The organism is Micromonospora sp. NPDC052213 (assembly GCF_040679695.1).
GTDB lineage: Bacteria > Actinomycetota > Actinomycetes > Mycobacteriales > Micromonosporaceae > Micromonospora.
Map to the genome: position 1 here is coordinate 37994 of NZ_JBFAVI010000029.1, position 19259 is coordinate 57252.

Genomic DNA, 19259 nt, shown 5'->3' on the forward strand with positions numbered 1-19259 from the left:
TGCCTGTCACCGTCTGAGACGCGGAGTCGGCTCCACCAGCACAATCCAGGCCGGCCGGCTGCTGGCGATGCCTGGTCTCGCATGATGGTTGACGGGGCGGGTTCAACTGATCAGGCCACCATCGCCACGATGACGGCTTCACCTGCTGCTCCGGCTAACCGGAACAACTCTGTCAGATCCTGCGTATCCGCCACGACCGTCTGAGCCCATTCGTCGTCGAAGGCGCGCTTGTAGCCCATCTCACGAGCTGCAACGGCGAGTTTGGGCCGCAACTGCTGCATCAAGGCCGCCGGCTCGGCGCGGGAGAGGAACTCGGTCGCTTTTGCGACCTCCTCTGGCGTGAGGACGCCGACCATGTGGTCCCCACCCAACCCGTCGGCGCCATCGACCGCGAGCCAGGCACCATAGGCATCGGGACCATCTCCAGCGCCAAGGCGAAGCAGCTCACCGATCAGCGCGCCGGTGTCTTCCGCACCGACAGTGATCCGAGCCGTGGTCTCCTGTTGGAAGCGGTCGTCGTACCAGTACGGAACAAGCGTCCGCAGTTCTGCTGGTTCAAGGCCCTGTACGACCCCAGGGTCTACTCGCCGCCAGAACATGTCCACGCTCACCGGCAGATCATGTTGCTCATCGTCGTAGTCGGCAACATCGAACCCGCGTCCCTCTGGTGGGCCGGCAGCCGGCGATGCCTGGTCTCGCATGATGGTTGACGAAACGGCGTCGCAGGATGTTTGACCCCAGGGTCGTGATCGAATTTGGCTGGTGGTCGTATCGAGCATATGGGATGGCGGGGGCGGAGTTGGCTGGCTAGCGTGCGGGAGTGCATCTTGACTCCGCCGTGCTGAACGGCCTACCCGAGGTGGTTGGGGTGCAGGTCGTTGGCGTCTTGGACTTCTACGACGGCCCCTTGGACGGGTTGGCGCTCTACGAGGGCCACGAGTACTGGTTTGCGGCGGTGCCCGAGTGGATCACCGGAGCCCAGGCGTCGGAGCCGCGAGTATTGGTTCTGCATGAGATCACCGCGGAACAGGCGGCGCGGGTCTGGGGGGAGCATCGCCAGCTGACTGCGTTCGCGCAGGGCGACGGCGACCGCGAGGCGTGGGCTCGGGCGTGGGACTCGCGGACTACCTACGACGAGGCACCGGCTGTGGGGTGGTTCTACCTCCCGCCTACCTACGTCGAGTGATGTGATGACCTGCCTTCGTGCGGTTCAGGTCGGTGGTTCGGGGTTCGAGTCCCTGGCGGCGCACCAGCAGTAACACCCTCAGGGCCGGTCGTGCAGACCAGCCCTGACTCCTTTTGGTGGCCCCTACGTCAGGCATCGAACAGATGACCGAGCCTGTCTGTGGTCGACCGCTGGCACTTCCGGGTCACCTCTACGTGGACGTAGATCATGGAGGCGCATTCAAGCCAGGCCGCGTCGAGGTCTGTCAAGCATCTTCGACGCATCGGCTGATGGTCAGCGACGCGTTCCGGTGGCGGCCCGCGTCAGCTCCTACGGGACAGCCCCTCCGCCCGAGTCGCTGTTGCCTCTGGCTGTGGGTTCGCCCTCCGCCTCCTCGAAGAGCGTCTGGCGCAGTCGCCACCGGTGCCGGCGACTGATCAGGAACTCGGTGACAGCCGTCACCAGGCAGACCCCGGCGAGGCAGGCCAGGGCCTGCAGAGCGGGCAGCCAGGCGGTGACCGGCAGTAGGGCCAACAGGAGTGCGGCGGCGGCGAGTCGGGGCCAGATGACGATGAGGATGCCGTGACCGAGCCGCCCGTGGAACGCGGCGTGGGCGAGCAGGAACAGGGCGACGCCGCCGTACATCGCGTACCGGCCGGTCCGGTCGAGCGGATCGCCGCGGTTGTATGAGTTGGCGCTCTCGATGAGGCCGGGCGTGTGTTTCAGTCCGAGGGAGAGCAGGATGATCCCTGCGATCATGGGTAGGTGCAGGTAGGTGTAGGCGTCCCGGGCGAGTCGTACCCGGTGGAGCGGGTCGGCGGTGCGCAGTGCGTGCTCTCCGACGAGCGCGGAGAGGTCGAAGTAGATCCATTCGAGGGAGCAGGCGATGACGGCGGCGAGCGCCGAGGCGATGAGGAAGCTCGCTGTGGCGTGCAGGTAGCTGCCGGTGACACCGATCGACACCAGCACCTCGCCCAAGGCCAGGATGATGATCAGGTTGTGTCGCTCGGTCCAGTGCCGGGCGGAGAAGATCTGCCGACGCACGGGCAGCGCCATCCCGGCGCCGTAGTCGATGCTGATGGCCAGTACCCACAGGGCTATCTGGCCGGCCAGCGTTGTCGTGCTGCCGAGCCCGCCCAGCGGCAGCAACGCGGCGCTGAGCAGTAGGCCGATGGCGGCGAGCGCCGGCACGGTGAGCGACACGATCTCGTGGCCCCGCAGGCTCGGCGTGGCGTACCAGCGTAGTCCCAGGTACAGAAGCCGGACCGTGGCGTAGCAGCCAACGAACCCGACAGGGGCTGCCACGCCGCCGGGAACGCCCCTGAACGCGTCCAGCGTGACAGCCGCCAGCACGAACAACACCGGCGTTGTCGCCAGCAGGGTGAGCCTGGCCAGGCCGAAGTTTCCCCGTACCCGGTTGCTCAGCCAGGCGAAGAGCGACCACAACCACCAGAGCAGGGCCAGGACAAGCAGCCCGTGCACGACACCGAGCCCACCCTTGTCGGCGGTCATCAGCGTGGTGACCTGAATGAACGCGAAGACGAACACCACGTCGAAGAAGAGCTCTGCGGTGGAGACGCGAGAATGTTCGGAGATCCGCCAAACGCCTGGGCGCAACCTCTGGACCATGGAAGAGGCCTCCCGTGATCAGGCTGAGCTGGACCGCCGGCCATCCGCGTTGCATCCACGTCTCCTCGTCCCGGCAACCCGCTGTCCGGGCCTACCCTGGCCGGTCCGCCGCAAACCGGTGGATCACTGCTCTGGATGCGGTTGGGCGACTCGGCATGGCCTTGCCGGTCCGTACTCGCCTACCTGATGGTCTGGTCTCCGCACCCCTGTTCCTGCGAAGGACCGGTGCGGAGGCTTGTGCGCGGAGCCGGCGTTGCCCGGCCGTGGTTGCGGGTACCCGGCACGGATGGCGGAGGTGCTTGAAGACGGGGACATCTACTTCCTCTACCGGCCACGCGTGGAGGAGGAGCACGTCGACTCGCTGGAGGAGGTGCAGCGGCTGCTGGTCGTGATGCACCCGTGGCGGGGACGACACCTGCGGCTGCTCGTGGTCGGGCGCAAGCGCCTGCCCGGAATCGACCAGCACGACCGCTTCTGGGCGTTCGTCGACGAGGTGGTGGACCGGCCCGAGCAGTTGCACAAGGCCCTCCAGGCGCGCGCGTACCGGACAAAGACCCGCGGCGGACGGGAGCAGTCGCCGGCCCGGCCGGTGGCGGAGGGGGCGTACGTGATCGCCCGGCACGACGACCACACCCATCTGGCGTACGAACTCGAACTCCCGCTGCGCCTCGGAGCGCCGCAGCACGAGCTGAGCATCGAGCCGGAGGCGAGCTACATCATCACGGTGAAGAACCCGCAAGCACCCTCCCCGCCCAGGGTCGGACTGCGCGGGGACCAGAAGGTCAAACTGCCCGCCCAGTTGCAGGGGAAGTTCCACGGCCGTCGTTTCGCCCCGCTCGACCCGCCGGACTTCCTCGACCATCCCGGGACCGAACTCGTCCTCGTCGGCGCGGCCCACGACGCCTCCGAGGAGCTACGGATCGACCTGGACGCGGAGGTCGAGCGGGCGGCGCGGAGCACGATCTTCGGGGACCTGCGGATCGGACGCCGGGATCGCCCGGTCGAGCCGCTGTTCGCAGGGGAGTGGGCGTAGTCTTCCGCCGGTCTCGTCCCGCCTGCCCGACCGCCCCGCCGTCTTCGTCGAGCGCGCCCGCTCCACCGCGCACCGCGCGCCGTCCAGGGCAGCCCGTGGTGCGGGGCGTTGCCATAATCGGACCGTGTCGATCCCGAGACGGCGTCGGTGGTTTCCTCCCGCGATAGTTGGCGCGGTCATCGCCGCGGTGGCCACGGTGGTCGCGGCGGCCCTCCCGGTCGCGCTCGAGCTCACCCGCGACACCGGCAGCCGTGGCGGTGCGCCGTCGGTACAGGGCGCCCCGTCCGCCGTGCAGCCCCAGCCCACCACACCGGCGGCCACCGCCGGGCTCAGCCCGTCCCCGGTGCCCGGTACGAGTGCTCCGCCTGCCGCACCGGCCGGCGAGGCAGAGGTGCGCTCGTTGACGGAGATGCCCGAGGTGGACGACTTCGACGGCTGGGAGCAGGAGCCGCGACTCGTGGCCGGCGAGCAGCGCGAGACCGTCCTCGCGGCGTCTCCGTGCTGGCTGAACGACAACTTCACGGCCACGTTCGTGGTCAGCCGGCAGTACGCGGTCCTCGAGGCGACCGTGGGGATCGCGGACGACTCCGCGAAAGCGCTGCCGCTCCGGTTCACCGTGCTGGCCGACCGCAAGGTGGTCTTCGCCACCACCCTCGGTCTCGGGAAGACCCGCGCGGTCAGAGTGGACATCAGCGACGCGACACACGTGTCCCTCCAGGTCAGCACCACCAGCCTCGACCAGTGCCACGGCGACGGCATCGGCGTCTGGATCGCCCCTCGGGTGCGTCGGTGAGCGGCGAAGCCCGCCGCACGCCGCCGGGCGCGGCTCTGTGTGGCTGATGGGGCAGCCAGCGTGCGTCGCTCCGGGCCCGGCGGGGGCCCACCGGCGATCGGCGCCGCCTGCCGGGCGCCGCTTCTGCATTTGACCATCGTCGATCGGAGCGGAGTAACTCGCCGACGTGCTCTCACGGAATTCCCATGTCAGGGAAGTGCGCCGAACTGGACGGACGAATTGTGTGGCCGTCCCTCGTCCTCGGTGACCGGCGTCTCCGGGGTCCGGACCGACCGCACCGCCGCACGGACGCGCCGGCGCCCCCGGTCGCCGCCCGAACCGTTGCGGGCGCGGCGCGGCCGGCAGCGCCGACCGTCCGCAATGGAGCCTTCTGCTGCTCGCGTAAACACCCCTGTTTGGGAGCGGCATTCCGCTCGGGAAGCGGATAGGGTCGACAGAGGATCATCTCCGCTGCGTCGCCCGGTCGACGGGTGAATTTGCCGGGGGAGCAATTTCCGAGGGAGAGAGGGCGAACATGATCCGGAAGCCGAATCTGTCCGTGGACGCGCGGTACGTCCTGCCGTCGTTCGCTGAGCGGACGTCGTACGGCATGAAGGAGACCAACCCGTACAGCAAGATGTTCGAGGACCGGATCATCTTCCTCGGCACACCGGTCGACGACGCCGCGGCCAACGACGTGATGGCGCAGCTCATCACGTTGGAGGCGACGGATCCCGAGCGGGACATCACCATGTACATCAACTCGCCCGGCGGCTCGTTCACCGCCATGACGGCGATCAACGACACCATGCGTTACGTCCGCCCGGACGTGCAGACCGTCTGTCTGGGGCAGGCGGCGTCCTCCGCCGCGATCCTGTTGGCGGCGGGCACCCCGGGCAAGCGGATGGCGCTTCCGCACTCGCGGATCCTGATCCACCAGCCCGCCATCGAGGGCGTCCAGGGTCAGGGCACCGACCTGGAGATCCAGGCCCGGGAGATCATGCGGATGCGCACCCAGATGGAGGAGATGCTGGCCCAGTACTCCGGCCGCCCCCAGGAGGAGGTCTCCCGCGACATCGAGCGGAACAAGATCCTCACGGCCGACGACGCGGTGGCCTACGGGCTGGTCGACACGATCCTGCGCAGCCGGAAGAAGAGCGCGGTGGCGATGGCGGCCAGCTGAGCTGACCCGTCCGGGGTCGACGGCGCCACCGGCCCGTCGACCCCGCCCGGTCAGACCGGCCGCCGGCCCTGCCTCGCCGGCTCTGTCCGGTCAGTCCCGCTCGTGCAGCGCCGATCCCCGGGCCAGTCCCGCGCCGGTCGCGTAGACCTGCCCCGGTCAGTCCCGCGCTGTCGCGCCGGCCCTGTCCGGGGTGGGCGGCGGGTCGCCCAGCGCAGGCAGCAGGTCCCCCGCGAGGTGCGGCTGGTAGCCCCCGCTCGCGGTCCACCCGCCGTCGAAGCGCACGGTGGTGGCGGTCAGGTAGCGCAGCTCGTCCGCGGCCAGTGCCCGGATCAGCTCCGCCACCTCGGCCGGCTCCGCCAGCCGACGCTGCGGAGTGCCCCGCACGATGGTCTCCTCGTCGAGGAGGTTCCGGTGGATGCCGTCCATCACCAGCGGCGTCCGGACGTAGCCCGGGCTGACCGCGATGACCCGGATGTTCTGCGCGGCCCACTCCACCCCGAGCACCTCGGTCAGCATGGCGACACCGGCCTTCGAGGAGCAGTACGCGGCCCCCTCCACCATCGCCAGGTGTGCCGCCACGGAGGCGATGTTGACGACCAGCCCGCCGGCCCGCCGCAACGCCGGGAACATCGCCCGGCAGCAGTAGTACGTCCCGGTCAGGTTGACCCCGATGACCCGCTCCCACGCCGCCGGCGCCAGTTCGCTGGCGAACCCGCGCCCGCCGATGCCGGCGCTGTTGACCAGCAGGTCGGCCCGCTCGACCTCGGCCGCCGCCGCGGCCACCTGGTCGTAGTCGCGTACGTCTACCTGCCGCCCCGTCACGCCGTCCGCGTCGCACGGGCGACGGTCCCAGCCGATCACGCGCCACCCGTCGTCCACCAGCCGCCGCGCCAGCGCCGCGCCGATCCCGCTGGCCGCGCCGGTGACCACGGCCAGCCGCTGCCCACTACCGTGCAACCTGCCCTCCCTGGGTGTGCGACGTTCAGTTCGGGGGCAGCCGCAGCCGGGCGATGCGCCGTTCGCCGTCCAGGGCGCGCATCGCCCGGGCCAGCGTGGCGACGTGCAGCTCGTCCTCGCCGCGTTCGAGCATGGTCTCCGCCGTCACGCCGATCGCCTTGGCCTCCGCCATCAGCGCCTGCGCGGCCAGCACGCATCCCCGCACGTCGAAGTGGCCGCTGTCCCGGGCCGGATTGAGACGGGCGACCAGGTCGACGATGCGCAGGTAGCGGTCCACCAGCTCCTGCTCGGCGCGGGTCAGCGCGGGAAGCTCTCGTTCCGTCATGGACTCACCCTGTCATCCCGGGTCCGGTGCTGCCAGCCGCCGAGCACCTCGCGGCTGGCGTGGGCGACCTCGTCGAGGACGGCCTGGAACGCCGCGAGCACCGGGTCGTCGACGGCACCCGGTGCCGGTGGGCCGGTGGGGTGGGCGTCGTCGGCGCCGGGCAGCGCGGCGAAGTCCGGTCGCAGGCCCTGCACCCACAGCGCCGCGGCGAGCCGGGCCAGCGCCGCCAGCCCGTCGGGGCGCCCCTCCGAGGCGCTCACGACGACGTGCCGCTGGCCGTGCAACGTGTCGCGGACGAAGGCGGCGAGGCTGCCGTGGCCGACCTGCACGAAGACCCGGGTGCCCTCGTCGTGGAGGCGCTGCACCAGTTCCCGGAAGCGGACCGGCGAGACCAGGTGCCGGACCAGGAGCCGACCCAGCGCCGGCTCGTCGTCCGGGTAGCGGTCCACCGTGGTCGCCGACCAGACCGGCACCGTCGCGGCCCGCAGCGGGACGGCCCGGAGGATGGCGGCCACCGGGTCGAGGTAGGGCGCCAGCATCGGGCTGTGGAAGCCGGACCGGAACGGCAGCACCGTCCGGGGCACCGAGGGGTCGGCGATCCGGGCGAACGCGGTGTGGATCGCCGCGTCGGTGCCGCAGAGCACCGTCTGCCGGGGACTGTTGTCGTGGGAGATGACCACGTCGGCCACCCCGTCGATGAGCCGTCTCGCCTCGACCACCGGGCAGCCCACCACCGCGAACGCCACGTCGGGCAGCTGGTAGGCGTCCGGCCCCATCCGCCGGGCGAACTCGTCGAACGCCTCCGCCGCCCACCTGCCGGCGGAGAACAGGGCGCTCCACTCGCCGGCGCTGTGGCCGGCGACGAGATCGGGCCGGATGCCCATCCGCCGCAGCGCGCCGTCCAGCAGGCGCCCGGTGTGCAGCAGGTCCCACGTCCGGCCGCCCACCGTTCCGGTGCGGTCCGGCTGGTAGCCGGGCAGGCCGAACGCCCCGGCCACGTCGTCGAGCGGTGGCCGGTCGTGCGCGGACAGGCCCGGGAAGAGGAACGCCACCCGGCCGGGGCGGCCCGGCCGCAGCACCGGATCGGTGGTGTACCAGAGGTCGGCCGGGCCGGCCCACGACCGTTCCCGCAGCACGAGTTCCTGGGCGAGGGCGAGCCGGTCCGGGGTCGGGGTCAGCAGGGCCAGCCGGCACGGCAGGCCGGGGTCGTCCGGCTCCGTCGGGCGGCTCCCGCCCCGGGCCACCGCCCGGAGCCGGTCCGCGAGTTCCGCCGGGGAGGATGCCGCCAGGCGCAGGACGGCCGGTCCCGACCGGCGGGGGTACGGCGACCGGGCCGGCTCAGTCATCGAACCCGGCGGGCCGGAACGGGGCCGGGTCGCCGGCCACGTACAGCACCTGGTGCGCGTCCCGCGGGCCCTCGGCGATCTCGCGCATCAGCGCCTCGACGCCCGCCTCCGGGTCGATCACCGCGATGCCGCGGCGCGCGTACTCCCGTTCCAGCTCGGCGGAGACCATGCCGCCGCCGGCGGCGGCCCACGGGCCCCACGCCACGGCGAGGGTGCGGCCGGTGAAGCGGTCGGCGGCGGCCAGCGCCAGGGTGTCCAGCGCGTCGTTCGCGGCCGCGTAGTCGGCCTGCCCCCGGTTGCCGAACACCCCGGAGACGCTGGAGAAGAACAGCAGCAGGCGCAGGTCCGGCTTCAGCGCGTCCAGCAGGACCCGGGCGCTGCGCACCTTGGCGTCGTAGACGGCGGTGAAGGCGGCCTGGTCCTTGTCCCGGATGAGCCGGTCGTCGAGCGTCCCGGCGCCGTGCACGACGACGTCGATCCGGCCGTGCCGGCGGTAGACCTCGTCGACGGTGGTGGTCAGGCGGGCGTCGTCGCGGATGTCGAACCGGTGGTACCGCACGGACGCGGCGTGCGCCTCGAGCCGGTCGAGGACGGCACGCAGCTCGCGCCCGGCGAGCAGGGCCCGCAACCGGCGCTCCACCTCGGCCGGCGTGCCGGTGATGCCGGCCGCGAGCAGGGCGCGGCGCAGCTCGGCCGGGTCCGTCAGGCCGGCCGTGGCGGCGTCCTCCGCGCCCTCCGGCGGGGCGGTACGCCCGACGATCTCCAGGTGGCAGCCGTACCGCTCGGCGAGCGCCACCGCCGTCCGGGCGGTGATGCCCCGCCCGCCGCCGGTGACCAGCACCACCGAGTCGGAGTCCAGGTCCAGCGTCTCGGACCCGGCGGGGAGGTCCTGCCGGACGTAGCGGCGGGTCACCCGGGATCCGTCGGGCAGGCCGACCACCCCCCGGGGCGTCCCACCGGCCACCTCGTCGACGATCCGCTCGGCGACCGCCTCCGCGCCGCCCTGGGGGTCCACGTCCAGCAGGCGGACCCGGGTTTCCGGATACTCGTGGGCCACGGTGCGGACCAGCCCGGCGAAGCCGATCCCGGCCAGCGCGGCGTGCTGCCCGGCCGGGGCGGTCTCCGAGTCGAGGGGCGCGAAGTGGCCGCCCATCGTGGTGACCACGGTGATGTCCGGCACCCCCGCGGTGAGCAGCGCGCGGAGCCGGTCGTAGGCCGCCGGCAGGGCCGGCTCGCCGGCGGCGTCCGTCACCGGCAGCAGGATCGCCATGTCGAGCTCACGCGGCGGGGTCGCGGCGTCGGCAGTGGAGACCCCGGAGCGGGTCAACCGGCGGCGCAGCGCGTCCGCCAGGTCGGGCGCGCCGCCGGCGACCGTCGCGACGCGTCCGGAGAGGTCGGCGGCGGCGCGGGGCGGCGCGGGCAGCGGCTGGAGGGCGGGGACGTACCGGTCCGGCGCCCGGCCCGGGGCGGGCCCGGTGGGCGTCCCGGCGTCCGGCGTGGACCGTCCGGCCGTCTCCGGGTCGTGCGTGGCCCGGCCGGCGGTCCGGGTGTCGGCCGGCCCCGGGACGTCGCCCGGTGTCGCGGCCGGGCCGGTCGCCGCCGGGTCGAGCGGGGGAAGCAGCGCCACCAGGTCGGCGATCGTACGGGCGCCGACGAGGGTCGACACGCGCGTCTCCGGTCGCGGCACCGCCAACCGGCGCAGCAGCGTCTCGGCCAGCTCCGTCCGCTTGATCGAGTCGATGCCGAGGTCGGCTTCCAGGTCGATGGTGGGGGCGAGCATCTGCGCGGGATAGCCCGTCCGCTCGCTCAACAGGTCGACGGCGAGGCCGAGGACGGTGGTCGGGCCGGCGTCGGCCACCTCGGCGCGGGCGGGCTCGGTGGACGCCACGGCGACCGGCGTCGGGTCCGGTGCGGACCGCCGCGGCCGGGGCTCCCGGTCCAGGTAGCCGAGCACGATCTCGCGCTGGGCGTCGACCAGCTCCCGGCTGTTGCGCAGGAACTCCAGCACCGCCGTCTCGCGCGGATCCCCGCTGCCGGCGCTGTCCGCCGCCAGCCGGGGCGCCTCGTCGGCGGGGCGCAGGCCGTTCGGCACCGGCTTGCCGTCCGGGCCCCGCACCAGGTGCCCGTCGACCGTCCACCCGGTGGCGGCGGGGGCGGCGGCCGAGGTGGCCCGTGGGCCGGCGAAGAGGCGGGCCGGGTCCACCGGCACCCCCGCGACGGCCAGCTCCGCCAGGGCGTGCAGCAGGCGGGGCAGCCCCGGTTCGTTCGGCACGTCGCAGCTGACCGCCCGGTGCGGTCGGTCGCCGAGGATCCGGCCGACCATCCGGCTGAGCACCCGTCCGGGGCCCACCTCGACGAAGACCCGGGCCCCGGCGGCGTACATGTCCTCGATCTGGGTCAGGAACCGCACCGGGGCGGCGAGCTGCCCGGCGAGGAGCCGGCGGATGTCGTCCGGTGCGTCCGGGTAGCGCTGGCCGGAGGCGTTCGCCCAGACCGGCCGCTGTGGCGGCTGCACCGGGCAGTCGGCGAGGACGGCGGCGAACTCCGCGGTGGCGTCGGCCATCGCCGGGCTGTGGAAGGCGCATGAGACGCCGAGCGTGGTGGCGGACCGGCCCTGGGCGCGCAGCCCGGTCACCGCGGTCGCCACCGCCGCCTCGGGGCCGGCGATCACCACCTGCTCCGGGGCGTTGTGGTTGGCGATCACCACGGCGTCGTCGAGGCTGGCCCCGGCGAGGGCGGCGGCGACCTCGTCGGCGCTCGCGGCGACGGCCGCCATGGCGCCGCCCCGCCCGCCGGCCGCGTGCATCGCGGCGGCCCGGGCGGCGGTCAGCCGCAGCAGGTCCGGGCGGGACAGGACGCCGGCGGCGTGCAGGGCGACGAGTTCGCCGTAGCTGTGCCCGCCGAGCAGGTCGGGCCGGACCCCGAGGGAGCCGAGCAGCTCCAGCAGGGCCAGCTCGGCGACCCCGAGGGCGGGTTGGGCGTGGCGCGTGTCGGCGAGCGTGGCCGCCCGGGCCGCCGCCGTCGCCTCGTCGAACGAGGTGGGTGGGAACATCACCGCGGCCAGCGCCGGGTCGTCGTACAGGTCGGTCCGCATGGCGGGGAAGGCCGCGAAGAGGTCGGCCAGCATGCCGGGGCGTTGACTGCCCTGCCCGGGGAAGACCAGCGCCACGACGGGCGGCTCCGCCGGGCCGGGGTCGGCCAGGTAGACCCCGGCCCCGGGGTCGGCGGTGCCCGTGGCGGCCAGCCGCAACCGCTCCCGCAGCTGGTCGAGGCTGCCGGCCACGACGGCGGCCCGGACCGGCCGGGCGTCGTCGCGGGTGCGGCCGAACCACTCCAGCGCGAGAGCGTGCAGCGCCCCGTCCCCGGGCGGCGCGTCGGCGGCCAGGGCGGACAGGGCCCGTGCCGCCTCCCCGGTCGACTGCTCGTCGGCCGCGCGGAGCAGGAAGAGCTCGGCCGGCCAGCGTTCCCACGCCTGGTCGGGGTCGGCGGTGCTGGGGTGGGCCCGGACCACGGCGTGGAAGTTGGTGCCGCCGAAGCCGAAGGCGCTGACGCCGGCGGCGCGGCGGGCCGGGGGAGCGAGCCAGGGGCGGGCCGCGCCGTCGAAGGCGAACGGGCTGGCCGTGGCGTCCCAGTAGGAGTTGGGCCGGGTGAGGTGCCCGGTCGGCGGGCGGACCCCGGTCTGTACCGCCCGGACGGCCTTGATCAGGCCCGCCATGCCGGCGGCGCACTTGGTGTGCCCGATCAGCGACTTGACCGAGCCCAGCGAGCAGGTGCCCGGCCCGGCCCCGTCGGCGGCGAACACCTCGGACAGGGCGGACAGCTCGGTGCGGTCACCGACGACGGTGCCCGTGCCGTGCGCCTCGACCAGGCCGATCTCCCCGGGTGCGACGCCCGCCGCCCGCAGGGCCCGCTCGACCGCGTGCCGCTGGCCCTGCGCCCGGGGGGCGGTGAGGCCCATGCCGCGGCCGTCGCTGGCGCCGCCCACGCCGGCGATCACCGCGTGGATCCGGTCGCCGTCGCGTTCCGCGTCGGCCAGCCGCTTGAGCACGAGACAGGCGACGCCCTCGCTGATCACGATGCCGTCGGCGGACTGGTCGAAGGTGCGGCACCGCCCGGTGGGCGACAGTGCCTGCACCGAACCGAAGAGCAGGTAGTCGTGCACCGCGTTGTGTACGTCCACCGCGCCGCACAGCACCATGTCGCTCGTGCCGACGGCGAGCTCCTTGCAGGCCAGGTCGACCGCCGCCAGCGAGGACGCGCAGGCCGCGTCGACGGTGTAGTTGACCCCGCCCAGGTCGAGCCGGTTGGCGATGCGGCCCGCGATGACGTTGCCCAGGATGCCGGGGAAGGAGTCCTCGGTCAGGCGGGGCAGGTGGGCGTCGAGCGCGGCGGGCGGCTCGGCGAAGTACGTCGGCAGCAGCGCCCGCATCCCGTACGCCGTCGCGAGGTCGGCGCCGGGCTCGGCCCCGAAGATCACCGAGGTCTGCGCCCGGGGGAAGGGGCGGTCGGCGTAGCCGGCGTCGGCCAGTGCCCGCTCGGCGACGACCAGGGCGAGCAGTTGTGCGGGATCGATGCTCCCGAGTGCGGCGGGCGGTACGCCGTGGGCCACCGGGTCGAACGGTACGGGTGCCAGGAAGCCGCCCCAACGGGACGGGCTCTTCTCCCCCGGGCGGGGATCGTCCGCCGAGTAGTAGCGGTCCGCGTCCCACCGCCCGGGGTCGACCTCCACCACGGCGTCGGTGCCGGCGACGACGTTGGCCCAGAAGGAGGCCGCGTCGGAGGCACCGGGAAACGCGCAGGCCATGCCCACGATCGCGATGTCCATGGAATGCCCGGATCCTTTCCTCATCCCGTCCCCGTCCCGCGCCCGGTCCCACTCGTGACGGGCGGACGCGCGGTCGTACTCGAAAAGGGCACGTCGGCGGCGACGTCCGTGAATGCGCATAATGTTGCGACGGACGTTTATGGGTTGCGGCCAGTGGCGCTGCGGCGGTCTGCCGCGGTGGCTTCGCACGGGCGGTGCTGACGGTCTGGTGCCAGTTATAAAGACGCGAACCCCGACTCGGGGTTCGGAGGGTCGGCACAAGCAAGATCGGTTGGCGCCTGCCTGCCTCCGAATGATCTCGTTCGATTTGCAAGCGTTTCCTCGATCCTTGCATACCGGCCGGTATGTGTCCACCCGTGATCGAATCCTCACCCGAACCGCCAGTTTTTGGCAGCCGATGCCCGTTTTGTAGCTACTTTTGGCGTGCTCGGACATGGAAGTTCCACGGTCCGCGAGGCGCGCGGCGGCCGTCCGGGGCTGAGTCCGTGATCAGTGTCACTCGATCCCGTGGAACTGCAGCTAGCCACGATAATGCATGGCGACCAAGGGATCGTTAATTGCCGGACCTGCCCGCGCTAATGCGTACGTCGGCGACCCGAACTTATTGGTAGGGATTGACTCCGTCCGGGCTCCATGATGTGCTTCCCGAGTCCCGACGGGGTTGGCGGAAATGCGCCGGGGTGCTCCCGGGTGGTCTACCGGGAGGTCGGGACGCCGGTGTCGTACCCGCCGTGGCGGCGACACCGCTGGGGCAGGGAGAACACGGGGGAACGGGGACATCCAAGTGCTGATCCGGCCTGTCGACCGGGTGTGTGAGCACCGCGACCGTGGGCGGCGGACGACCGCCTGCCGCGGTGCGTCGAGCGCCCGCTCGCCGGGACGGCGCCGGCGCGGCTGAGCTGGCCGCCGCGGGCGGATCGTCAGGTCCGGGTAAGGGGCCGCCCCGCGCCGGGTGCGGCGTTCGAACCATGTCACGGGGGGAACCAGTGGATCTTGGATTGGACGGTCGGCGGGCGCTCGTCACCGGATCGTCGTCCGGCATCGGAGCGCGGATCGCCGAGATGCTCGCCGACGAGGGAGTGACGGTCGTCGTGCACGGGCGCTCCGTGCCCGCCGCGGAGTCCGTGGCCCAGGGCATCCGGGCCCGGGGCGGCGCCGCGGAACCGATCGTGGCGGACCTGCTCGACGCCGACGGCCCGCACCGACTGGCGGTCGCGGCCGAGCGCTACCTCGGCGGCGTCGACATCCTGGTCAACTGCGCCGCCACCGGCCTGGACCGGCCGTGGGACGACACCACGGACGAGGACTGGCGGCGGCTGCACGAGCTCAACGTGGTGGCGCCGGCCCGCCTCGCCCAGGCGCTGGTCCCCGGCATGCGTCGCCGGGGCTGGGGCCGGCTGATCCAGATCGCCAGCGGCGCCGCCACCCAGCCGCAGGTCGGCTCGGTGGCGTACTCGACGACCAAGGCGGGACTGGTCAACCTCACGACGGGGCTGGCCCGGGCGTTGGACCGCACCGGCATCACCGTCAACACCGTCAGTCCCGGCATCGTCGTCACCCCCCGGGTCGAGGCGTACGTCCGCGGTCTCGCCGCCGACCAGGGCTGGGGCACCGACTGGTCCGACATCGAGCAGCGCGTCCTCGCCGGGTCGATCGACAACCCCACCGGCCGGCTCGGCACACCCGACGACGTGGCGGCGCTGGTCGTCTTCCTCGCCAGCCCCCTCGCGGGCTTCGTCAACGGGGCCAACCACCGCGTCGACGGCGGCGCGGTCGCCGTCGTCAACTGAGTCTCCGCGGAAGGATCAATGGTGACTGTCCACTACTCGGCGGACCGACGACCACGGTGGTTCCTCTTCCCGGACACCCCGGAGGCGCCGGTGGCGTTGTACTGCCTGCCGCACTCGGGGGCGGGGGCGACCGCCTACCGGGCCTGGATCCCGGCCGCGGCGCCGGGCATCGCGGTACGCCCCCTGCAGCCGCCCGGCCGGGAGAGCCGGATCGACGAGCCGCCCGTCTTCGACGTCGCCGAGGTCGCCGACGTGCTGGCCGACGAGACCCGGCCGTACGCGCTGTACGGCCACAGCTTCGGCGCCCTCGTCGGGCACGCCGTCGTGGCGGAACTCCAGCGCCGCGGCGCCCCGCTGCCCCGGCGGCTCGTCGTCGGCGGGTCCCGCCCCCCGGACGACCTCCCGGAACTCGCCCGCCGGCTGCTCGGCCTCGACGACGAGGAGTTCCTGCGCGAGGTCGTCGGGATGGGCGGCACCCCGGCCGAGATCCTGGACCACCCGGCGCTGGCCGCCCTGCTCGTCCCGGTGCTGCGGGCAGACTTCGGCTGGATCGACCGCTACGCCGACGCCGCGCACGGCCCGGTCGACGTGCCGATCCTCGGCTTCGCGGGCACCGAGGACCCGATCGCCACGACCGAGGCGATGGCCGGGTGGCAGCGGATGACCTCCCGCGGGTACCGCGGCCACAGCGTGCGCGGCGACCACTTCTTCCACATCACCGACCCCGCCGGGGTGGTGCGGGCCATCGCCGCCGACCTGGCGGCCGATTCCCGGTAGCGCCCCGGTGCGCCAACTCGACGGGCCCGGCAGCGGGCGACGAGGTCCCCGGTCTCTTTGTCCGGAACGGAGCGGCACATGACAGACTGCCTGATCGTCGGTTTCAACGACGTCGACTTCGCCAGCTACGTCAGCGACGTGCGCCTCATGGGGGCCGACTCCGGCGCCTTCCGCGACCTGCGCCTGGCGTACATCGACCTCGACGGGCGACCGCTGCGCGCGCTGGACGCGCTGAGTCACCTGCGCGAGAGCCCGCCGGGCGCGCCGAAGCCGTACTTCCACAACGCGGACTTCCTCTGGCCGGTGGTCACCGTGCTGGGCAGCTTCCTGGCCCGCCGGGGGTTGAGCGTCGACTTCGTCAACCTGTTCCAGCACGAGCGGGAGCAGTTGCGGGAGAAGCTGGACGGCGACGTCCGCCTCGTGGCGATCACCACGACCCTGTACGTCTCGCCGCAGCCGATCATCGAGATCGTCGAGTTCGTCCGCCGACACAACCCGAAGGTGTCCATCGTGGTCGGCGGGCCGTTCATCACCAACCAGGTGGCCGCGCTCAAGCGCCCCGACCTGGACGCGTTGATGGACTACCTCGGCGCCGACTACTACGTCACCGGCCGGGAGGGCGAGCTGACCCTGGCCCGGCTGGCGCTGGCGCTGCGCTCCGGCACCGACCCCGGGGACGTGCCGAACCTGGCCTACCGCTCGGACGGCGACTTCGTCCACACCCGCACCGAGATCGAGTCGAACCCGCTGCACGAACTGGTCGACTACCAGGTCTTCGGCCCCGACGCGTTCAACGAGTTCGTCACCACCCGGACGGCGAAGTCCTGCCCGTTCTCCTGCGCCTTCTGCGGCTTCCCCCAGCGGGCCGGCAAGTACACCTACCTCGACGTGGCGCACGTCGAGCGGGAGCTGGACAACATCCGCAAGCTGCCCTCGGTCAACACCGTGACGTTCATCGACGACACCTTCAACGTCCCCAAGAACCGGTTCCGGGACATCCTCCGGATGATGATCGACAAGGACTACGGGTTCAAGTGGAACTGCTTCTACCGCAGTGACCACGGCGACCGCGCGACCATCGAGCTGATGAAGGAAGCCGGCTGCGAGGGCGTCTTCCTGGGCATCGAGTCGGGCAGCGACATGCTGCTCAAGCAGATGAACAAGACCGCCCGCCGGGCGGACTACATCGACGCGCTCGGGGCCTTCAACGAACACGGCATCTCGACGTACGCCTCGCTGATCGTCGGCTTCCCCGGCGAGACGGAGGAGACCGTCGCCGAGACCGTGGACCTGCTCGACCAGGGCCGGCCGGACTACTTCCGGGCCCAGCTGTGGTACTGCGACCCGGTCACCCCGATCTACCAGCGCCGGGACGAGCTGGGCATCAAGGGCGAGGCGTTCAACTGGAGCCACCAGACGATGGACTGGTCCACCGCCGCCCAGATCATCGACGACCTCTTCGTCGACGTGACCAGCTCCGTCTGGCTGCCGCAGTTCGGGTTCGAGCAGTGGAGCACCTTCTACCTCCAGCGCAAGGGGATGTCCGGCGAGCAGGTCAAGGACTTCGTCCGCGCCTTCAACGGCGTCCTGGCCGACCAGCTGCGCCACTCCGGCGGCAGCGCCGCCCAGCCGGAGCTGCTCGACCGGTTGCGCCGGGCGAGCCAGTTCGAGGCGGTGAACCCTCCGGGACCGGCGCCGTCGCCGGTGAGCTGACCGTCCCGCCCGTCCCAGCAGAAAGCGGTACCGTGCGCCGAACACCTTCCGACGCGGTCCGGGCCCGGCTGGCCAGCCGGCTGGCGGCCGGGGCCGAGTTCCTCGCCAACGACACGACGGCCGACCCCCTGCCCGACGACGCGGCGACCACCGACGGCCCACGGCTGTTCGCGGCCGACGGACACCCGTCGGACCCGGACGCCCCGGCCCCGGTCTCCTTCGCGCAGCGCCGCCTGTGGTTCCTGCACCAGTTCCAACCGGACAGCCCGGCCTACCACGTGCCGGCGGTGCTGCGGCTGACCGGACCGCTGTCCGTGGACACCCTGCGGGACGCCCTGGACCGGCTGGTGGCGCACCATCCCGCCCTGCGCACCGTGTTCGACGACGTCGACGGCGAACCGGTGCAGCGGACGGTCGACGTGCCCGCCGTCCGGCTCGACGTGACCGACCTGACCGACCTGCCGGCCGCGCAGCGGGAGGACCGCGTGCGCGAGGCGGTCGCCGCCGAGCGGCAGCCCCCGTTCGACCTGCGGCGCGGGCCGCTCCTGCGGACCCGGCTGTTCCGGCTCGGCGAGGACGACCACCGGCTCTTCCTCGACCTGCACCACATCGTCGTCGACGGCTGGTCGCTCAGCGTCCTGGTCAACGACCTCGTCCGCTACTACGCGGCGGGGACCGGGCACGGCACCGAGCCCGCCCGGCCGCCCGTCGACCCGGCCGGGCACGCCCGCTGGCAGCACCACCGCGTCGGCGCCGGTGAGCTCGACGACCAGCTGGCCTGGTGGGAGCGGCGGCTCGCCGGCGCCTCGGCGACGGAACTGGCGCCCGACCGGGTGCGCCCCGCCGTGCTGGGCTGGCGGGGCGGCCGACGGAACGTACGCTTCGACGCCGAGCTGACCGACCTGGTCCGCGCCGCCGCCCGCCGGCACGCCGCCTCGCCGTACATGGTGCTCCTGGCCGGATTCGTCGCGCTGCTGCACCGGCAGACCGGGCAGTCGGACGTCGTGCTCGGCACGCCCGTCGCCGGCCGGGACCGGGTGGAGCTGGAGCCGCTGGTCAGCCTGCTGGTGAACACCGTCGTGCTGCGCACCGACGCCTCCGGCGACCCGACCTTCGCCGAGCTGGTGGCCCGGGTGCGCGACGTCGTGCTGGACGCCCAGACGCACCACGAAGCACCGTTCGAGCTGCTCGTGGAGCGGCTGCGCCCCGTCCGGGACCCGGCCCGCCACCCGTTGTTCCAGATCGTCTTCGCGATGAAGAACCTTCCCCCGTTCGAGCGCCTGCACGTCGGTCCGCTGACGGTGGAGCTGCTCGACATGGTCGGCGAGGTCTCCAAGTTCGACCTCTCCGTGATGGCGTTCGAGGGCGACACGCACATCGACTGCGAGTTCGAGTTCAGCACCGAGCTGTTCGACGAGGACCGCATCGCGCAACTGATGGCGCAGTACCGGGCGATCCTCGGCTCGCTCTGCGCGCGCCCGGACCGGCGGCTGTCGGCGGCGGCGCTGCTGGACCCGGCGGAGGAGGACCGGATCGTGCGCCGCTGGAGCGGGCAGGTCCGCGAATACCCGACCGGGCCGGTGCACCACCTGGTCGCGCGGTGGGCCCGGACGGCGCCGGACGCCCCCGCCGTGCGGGCCGACGGCAGGACGCTGACGTACGGGGAGCTGGACCGCCGCGCCGACGTCCTCGCCGCCCGGCTGCGGGCCGTCGGCGCGGGGCCCGGCCGGCCGGTGGCCGGCTG

General features: G+C 72.8%; 14 protein-coding genes. 8 read left to right on the forward strand and 6 right to left on the reverse strand.

Features of this window, described 5'->3' with window-relative positions; translation table 11 throughout:
• Positions 1–110: 110 nt before the first annotated feature.
• Positions 111–611 carry a DUF1877 family protein gene (locus AB0L34_RS10460; RefSeq protein WP_363703713.1) on the reverse strand — a complete coding sequence of 167 codons (501 nt, stop codon included), beginning with the start codon at positions 609–611 and terminating at the stop codon, positions 111–113.
• A gap of 209 nt (positions 612–820) precedes the next feature.
• Between AB0L34_RS10460 and AB0L34_RS10465 the strand changes: the two genes are divergently transcribed.
• On the forward strand, positions 821–1186 hold the full coding sequence (locus AB0L34_RS10465; RefSeq protein WP_363703715.1) for a hypothetical protein: 366 nt from the start codon (positions 821–823) through the stop codon (positions 1184–1186).
• 309 nt (positions 1187–1495) lie between these two features.
• Here AB0L34_RS10465 and AB0L34_RS10470 read toward each other — a convergent pair whose 3' ends face one another.
• Positions 1496–2782, reverse strand: a complete 1287-nt coding sequence (locus AB0L34_RS10470) for a low temperature requirement protein A (RefSeq protein WP_363703717.1) — start codon at positions 2780–2782, stop codon at positions 1496–1498.
• Positions 2783–3080: 298 nt separating this feature from the next.
• Between AB0L34_RS10470 and AB0L34_RS10475 the strand changes: the two genes are divergently transcribed.
• The 3 genes from AB0L34_RS10475 to AB0L34_RS10485 all read left to right on the forward strand — a co-directional run bounded on the left by AB0L34_RS10475 (position 3081) and on the right by AB0L34_RS10485 (position 5782).
• Positions 3081–3827 (forward strand): hypothetical protein, encoded by a 747-nt coding sequence (locus tag AB0L34_RS10475; RefSeq protein WP_363703719.1) that lies wholly within the window; start codon positions 3081–3083, stop codon positions 3825–3827.
• A gap of 409 nt (positions 3828–4236) precedes the next feature.
• Positions 4237–4620, forward strand: coding sequence for an NPCBM/NEW2 domain-containing protein (locus AB0L34_RS10480; protein ID WP_363703742.1), 384 nt, complete (start codon positions 4237–4239; stop codon positions 4618–4620).
• A gap of 514 nt (positions 4621–5134) precedes the next feature.
• On the forward strand, positions 5135–5782 hold the full coding sequence (locus AB0L34_RS10485) for an ATP-dependent Clp protease proteolytic subunit (protein WP_363703721.1): 648 nt from the start codon (positions 5135–5137) through the stop codon (positions 5780–5782).
• A 156-nt stretch (positions 5783–5938) separates the two neighbouring features.
• Here the strand turns inward: AB0L34_RS10485 and AB0L34_RS10490 are convergent, their stop codons facing one another.
• Genes AB0L34_RS10490 through AB0L34_RS10505 form a run of 4 tightly spaced genes read right to left on the reverse strand, consistent with a single transcriptional unit; the run spans position 5939 to position 13235 of the window.
• Entirely contained in the window at positions 5939–6739 is an 801-nt protein-coding gene (locus AB0L34_RS10490) for an SDR family oxidoreductase (RefSeq protein ID WP_357459088.1), read from the reverse strand.
• A 25-nt stretch (positions 6740–6764) separates the two neighbouring features.
• Positions 6765–7064 (reverse strand): hypothetical protein, encoded by a 300-nt coding sequence (locus AB0L34_RS10495; protein ID WP_350702778.1) that lies wholly within the window; start codon positions 7062–7064, stop codon positions 6765–6767.
• Positions 7061–8410, reverse strand: a complete 1350-nt coding sequence (locus AB0L34_RS10500; RefSeq protein WP_363703723.1) for an acyltransferase domain-containing protein — start codon at positions 8408–8410, stop codon at positions 7061–7063. Before AB0L34_RS10500 ends, AB0L34_RS10495 begins: the two co-directional genes overlap by 4 nt.
• Positions 8403–13235 carry an SDR family NAD(P)-dependent oxidoreductase gene (locus AB0L34_RS10505; RefSeq protein ID WP_363703725.1) on the reverse strand — a complete coding sequence of 1611 codons (4833 nt, stop codon included), beginning with the start codon at positions 13233–13235 and terminating at the stop codon, positions 8403–8405. Before AB0L34_RS10505 ends, AB0L34_RS10500 begins: the two co-directional genes overlap by 8 nt.
• 986 nt (positions 13236–14221) lie before the next feature.
• On the opposite strand from AB0L34_RS10505, the gene AB0L34_RS10510 reads away from it, so the two are divergent.
• The 4 genes from AB0L34_RS10510 to AB0L34_RS10525 form a co-directional block, all read left to right on the forward strand.
• The gene (locus AB0L34_RS10510) at positions 14222–15025 is read left to right on the forward strand and encodes an SDR family oxidoreductase (RefSeq protein WP_357459080.1); all 804 of its coding nucleotides are present in this window, start codon (positions 14222–14224) and stop codon (positions 15023–15025) included.
• Positions 15026–15046: 21 nt separating this feature from the next.
• Positions 15047–15802 (forward strand): alpha/beta fold hydrolase, encoded by a 756-nt coding sequence (locus AB0L34_RS10515; protein WP_363703728.1) that lies wholly within the window; start codon positions 15047–15049, stop codon positions 15800–15802.
• 78 nt (positions 15803–15880) lie between these two features.
• Positions 15881–17515, forward strand: coding sequence for a PhpK family radical SAM P-methyltransferase (locus tag AB0L34_RS10520; RefSeq protein WP_363703730.1), 1635 nt, complete (start codon positions 15881–15883; stop codon positions 17513–17515).
• A gap of 32 nt (positions 17516–17547) precedes the next feature.
• On the forward strand, positions 17548–19259 hold a 1712-nt coding region (locus AB0L34_RS10525; RefSeq protein WP_363703732.1), incomplete at its 3' end, for a condensation domain-containing protein.

Coding starts and splice junctions, on each gene's coding strand:
- AB0L34_RS10475 (WP_363703719.1), top strand. CDS start 3,081: ATGGCGGAGGTGCTTGAAGACGGGGACATCTACTTCCTCTACCGGCCA.
- AB0L34_RS10480 (WP_363703742.1), top strand. CDS start 4,237: ATGCCCGAGGTGGACGACTTCGACGGCTGGGAGCAGGAGCCGCGACTC.
- AB0L34_RS10485 (WP_363703721.1), top strand. CDS start 5,135: ATGATCCGGAAGCCGAATCTGTCCGTGGACGCGCGGTACGTCCTGCCG.
- AB0L34_RS10495 (WP_350702778.1), bottom strand. CDS start 7,064: ATGACGGAACGAGAGCTTCCCGCGCTGACCCGCGCCGAGCAGGAGCTG.
- AB0L34_RS10500 (WP_363703723.1), bottom strand. CDS start 8,410: ATGACTGAGCCGGCCCGGTCGCCGTACCCCCGCCGGTCGGGACCGGCC.
- AB0L34_RS10505 (WP_363703725.1), bottom strand. CDS start 13,235: ATGGACATCGCGATCGTGGGCATGGCCTGCGCGTTTCCCGGTGCCTCC.
- AB0L34_RS10520 (WP_363703730.1), top strand. CDS start 15,881: ATGACAGACTGCCTGATCGTCGGTTTCAACGACGTCGACTTCGCCAGC.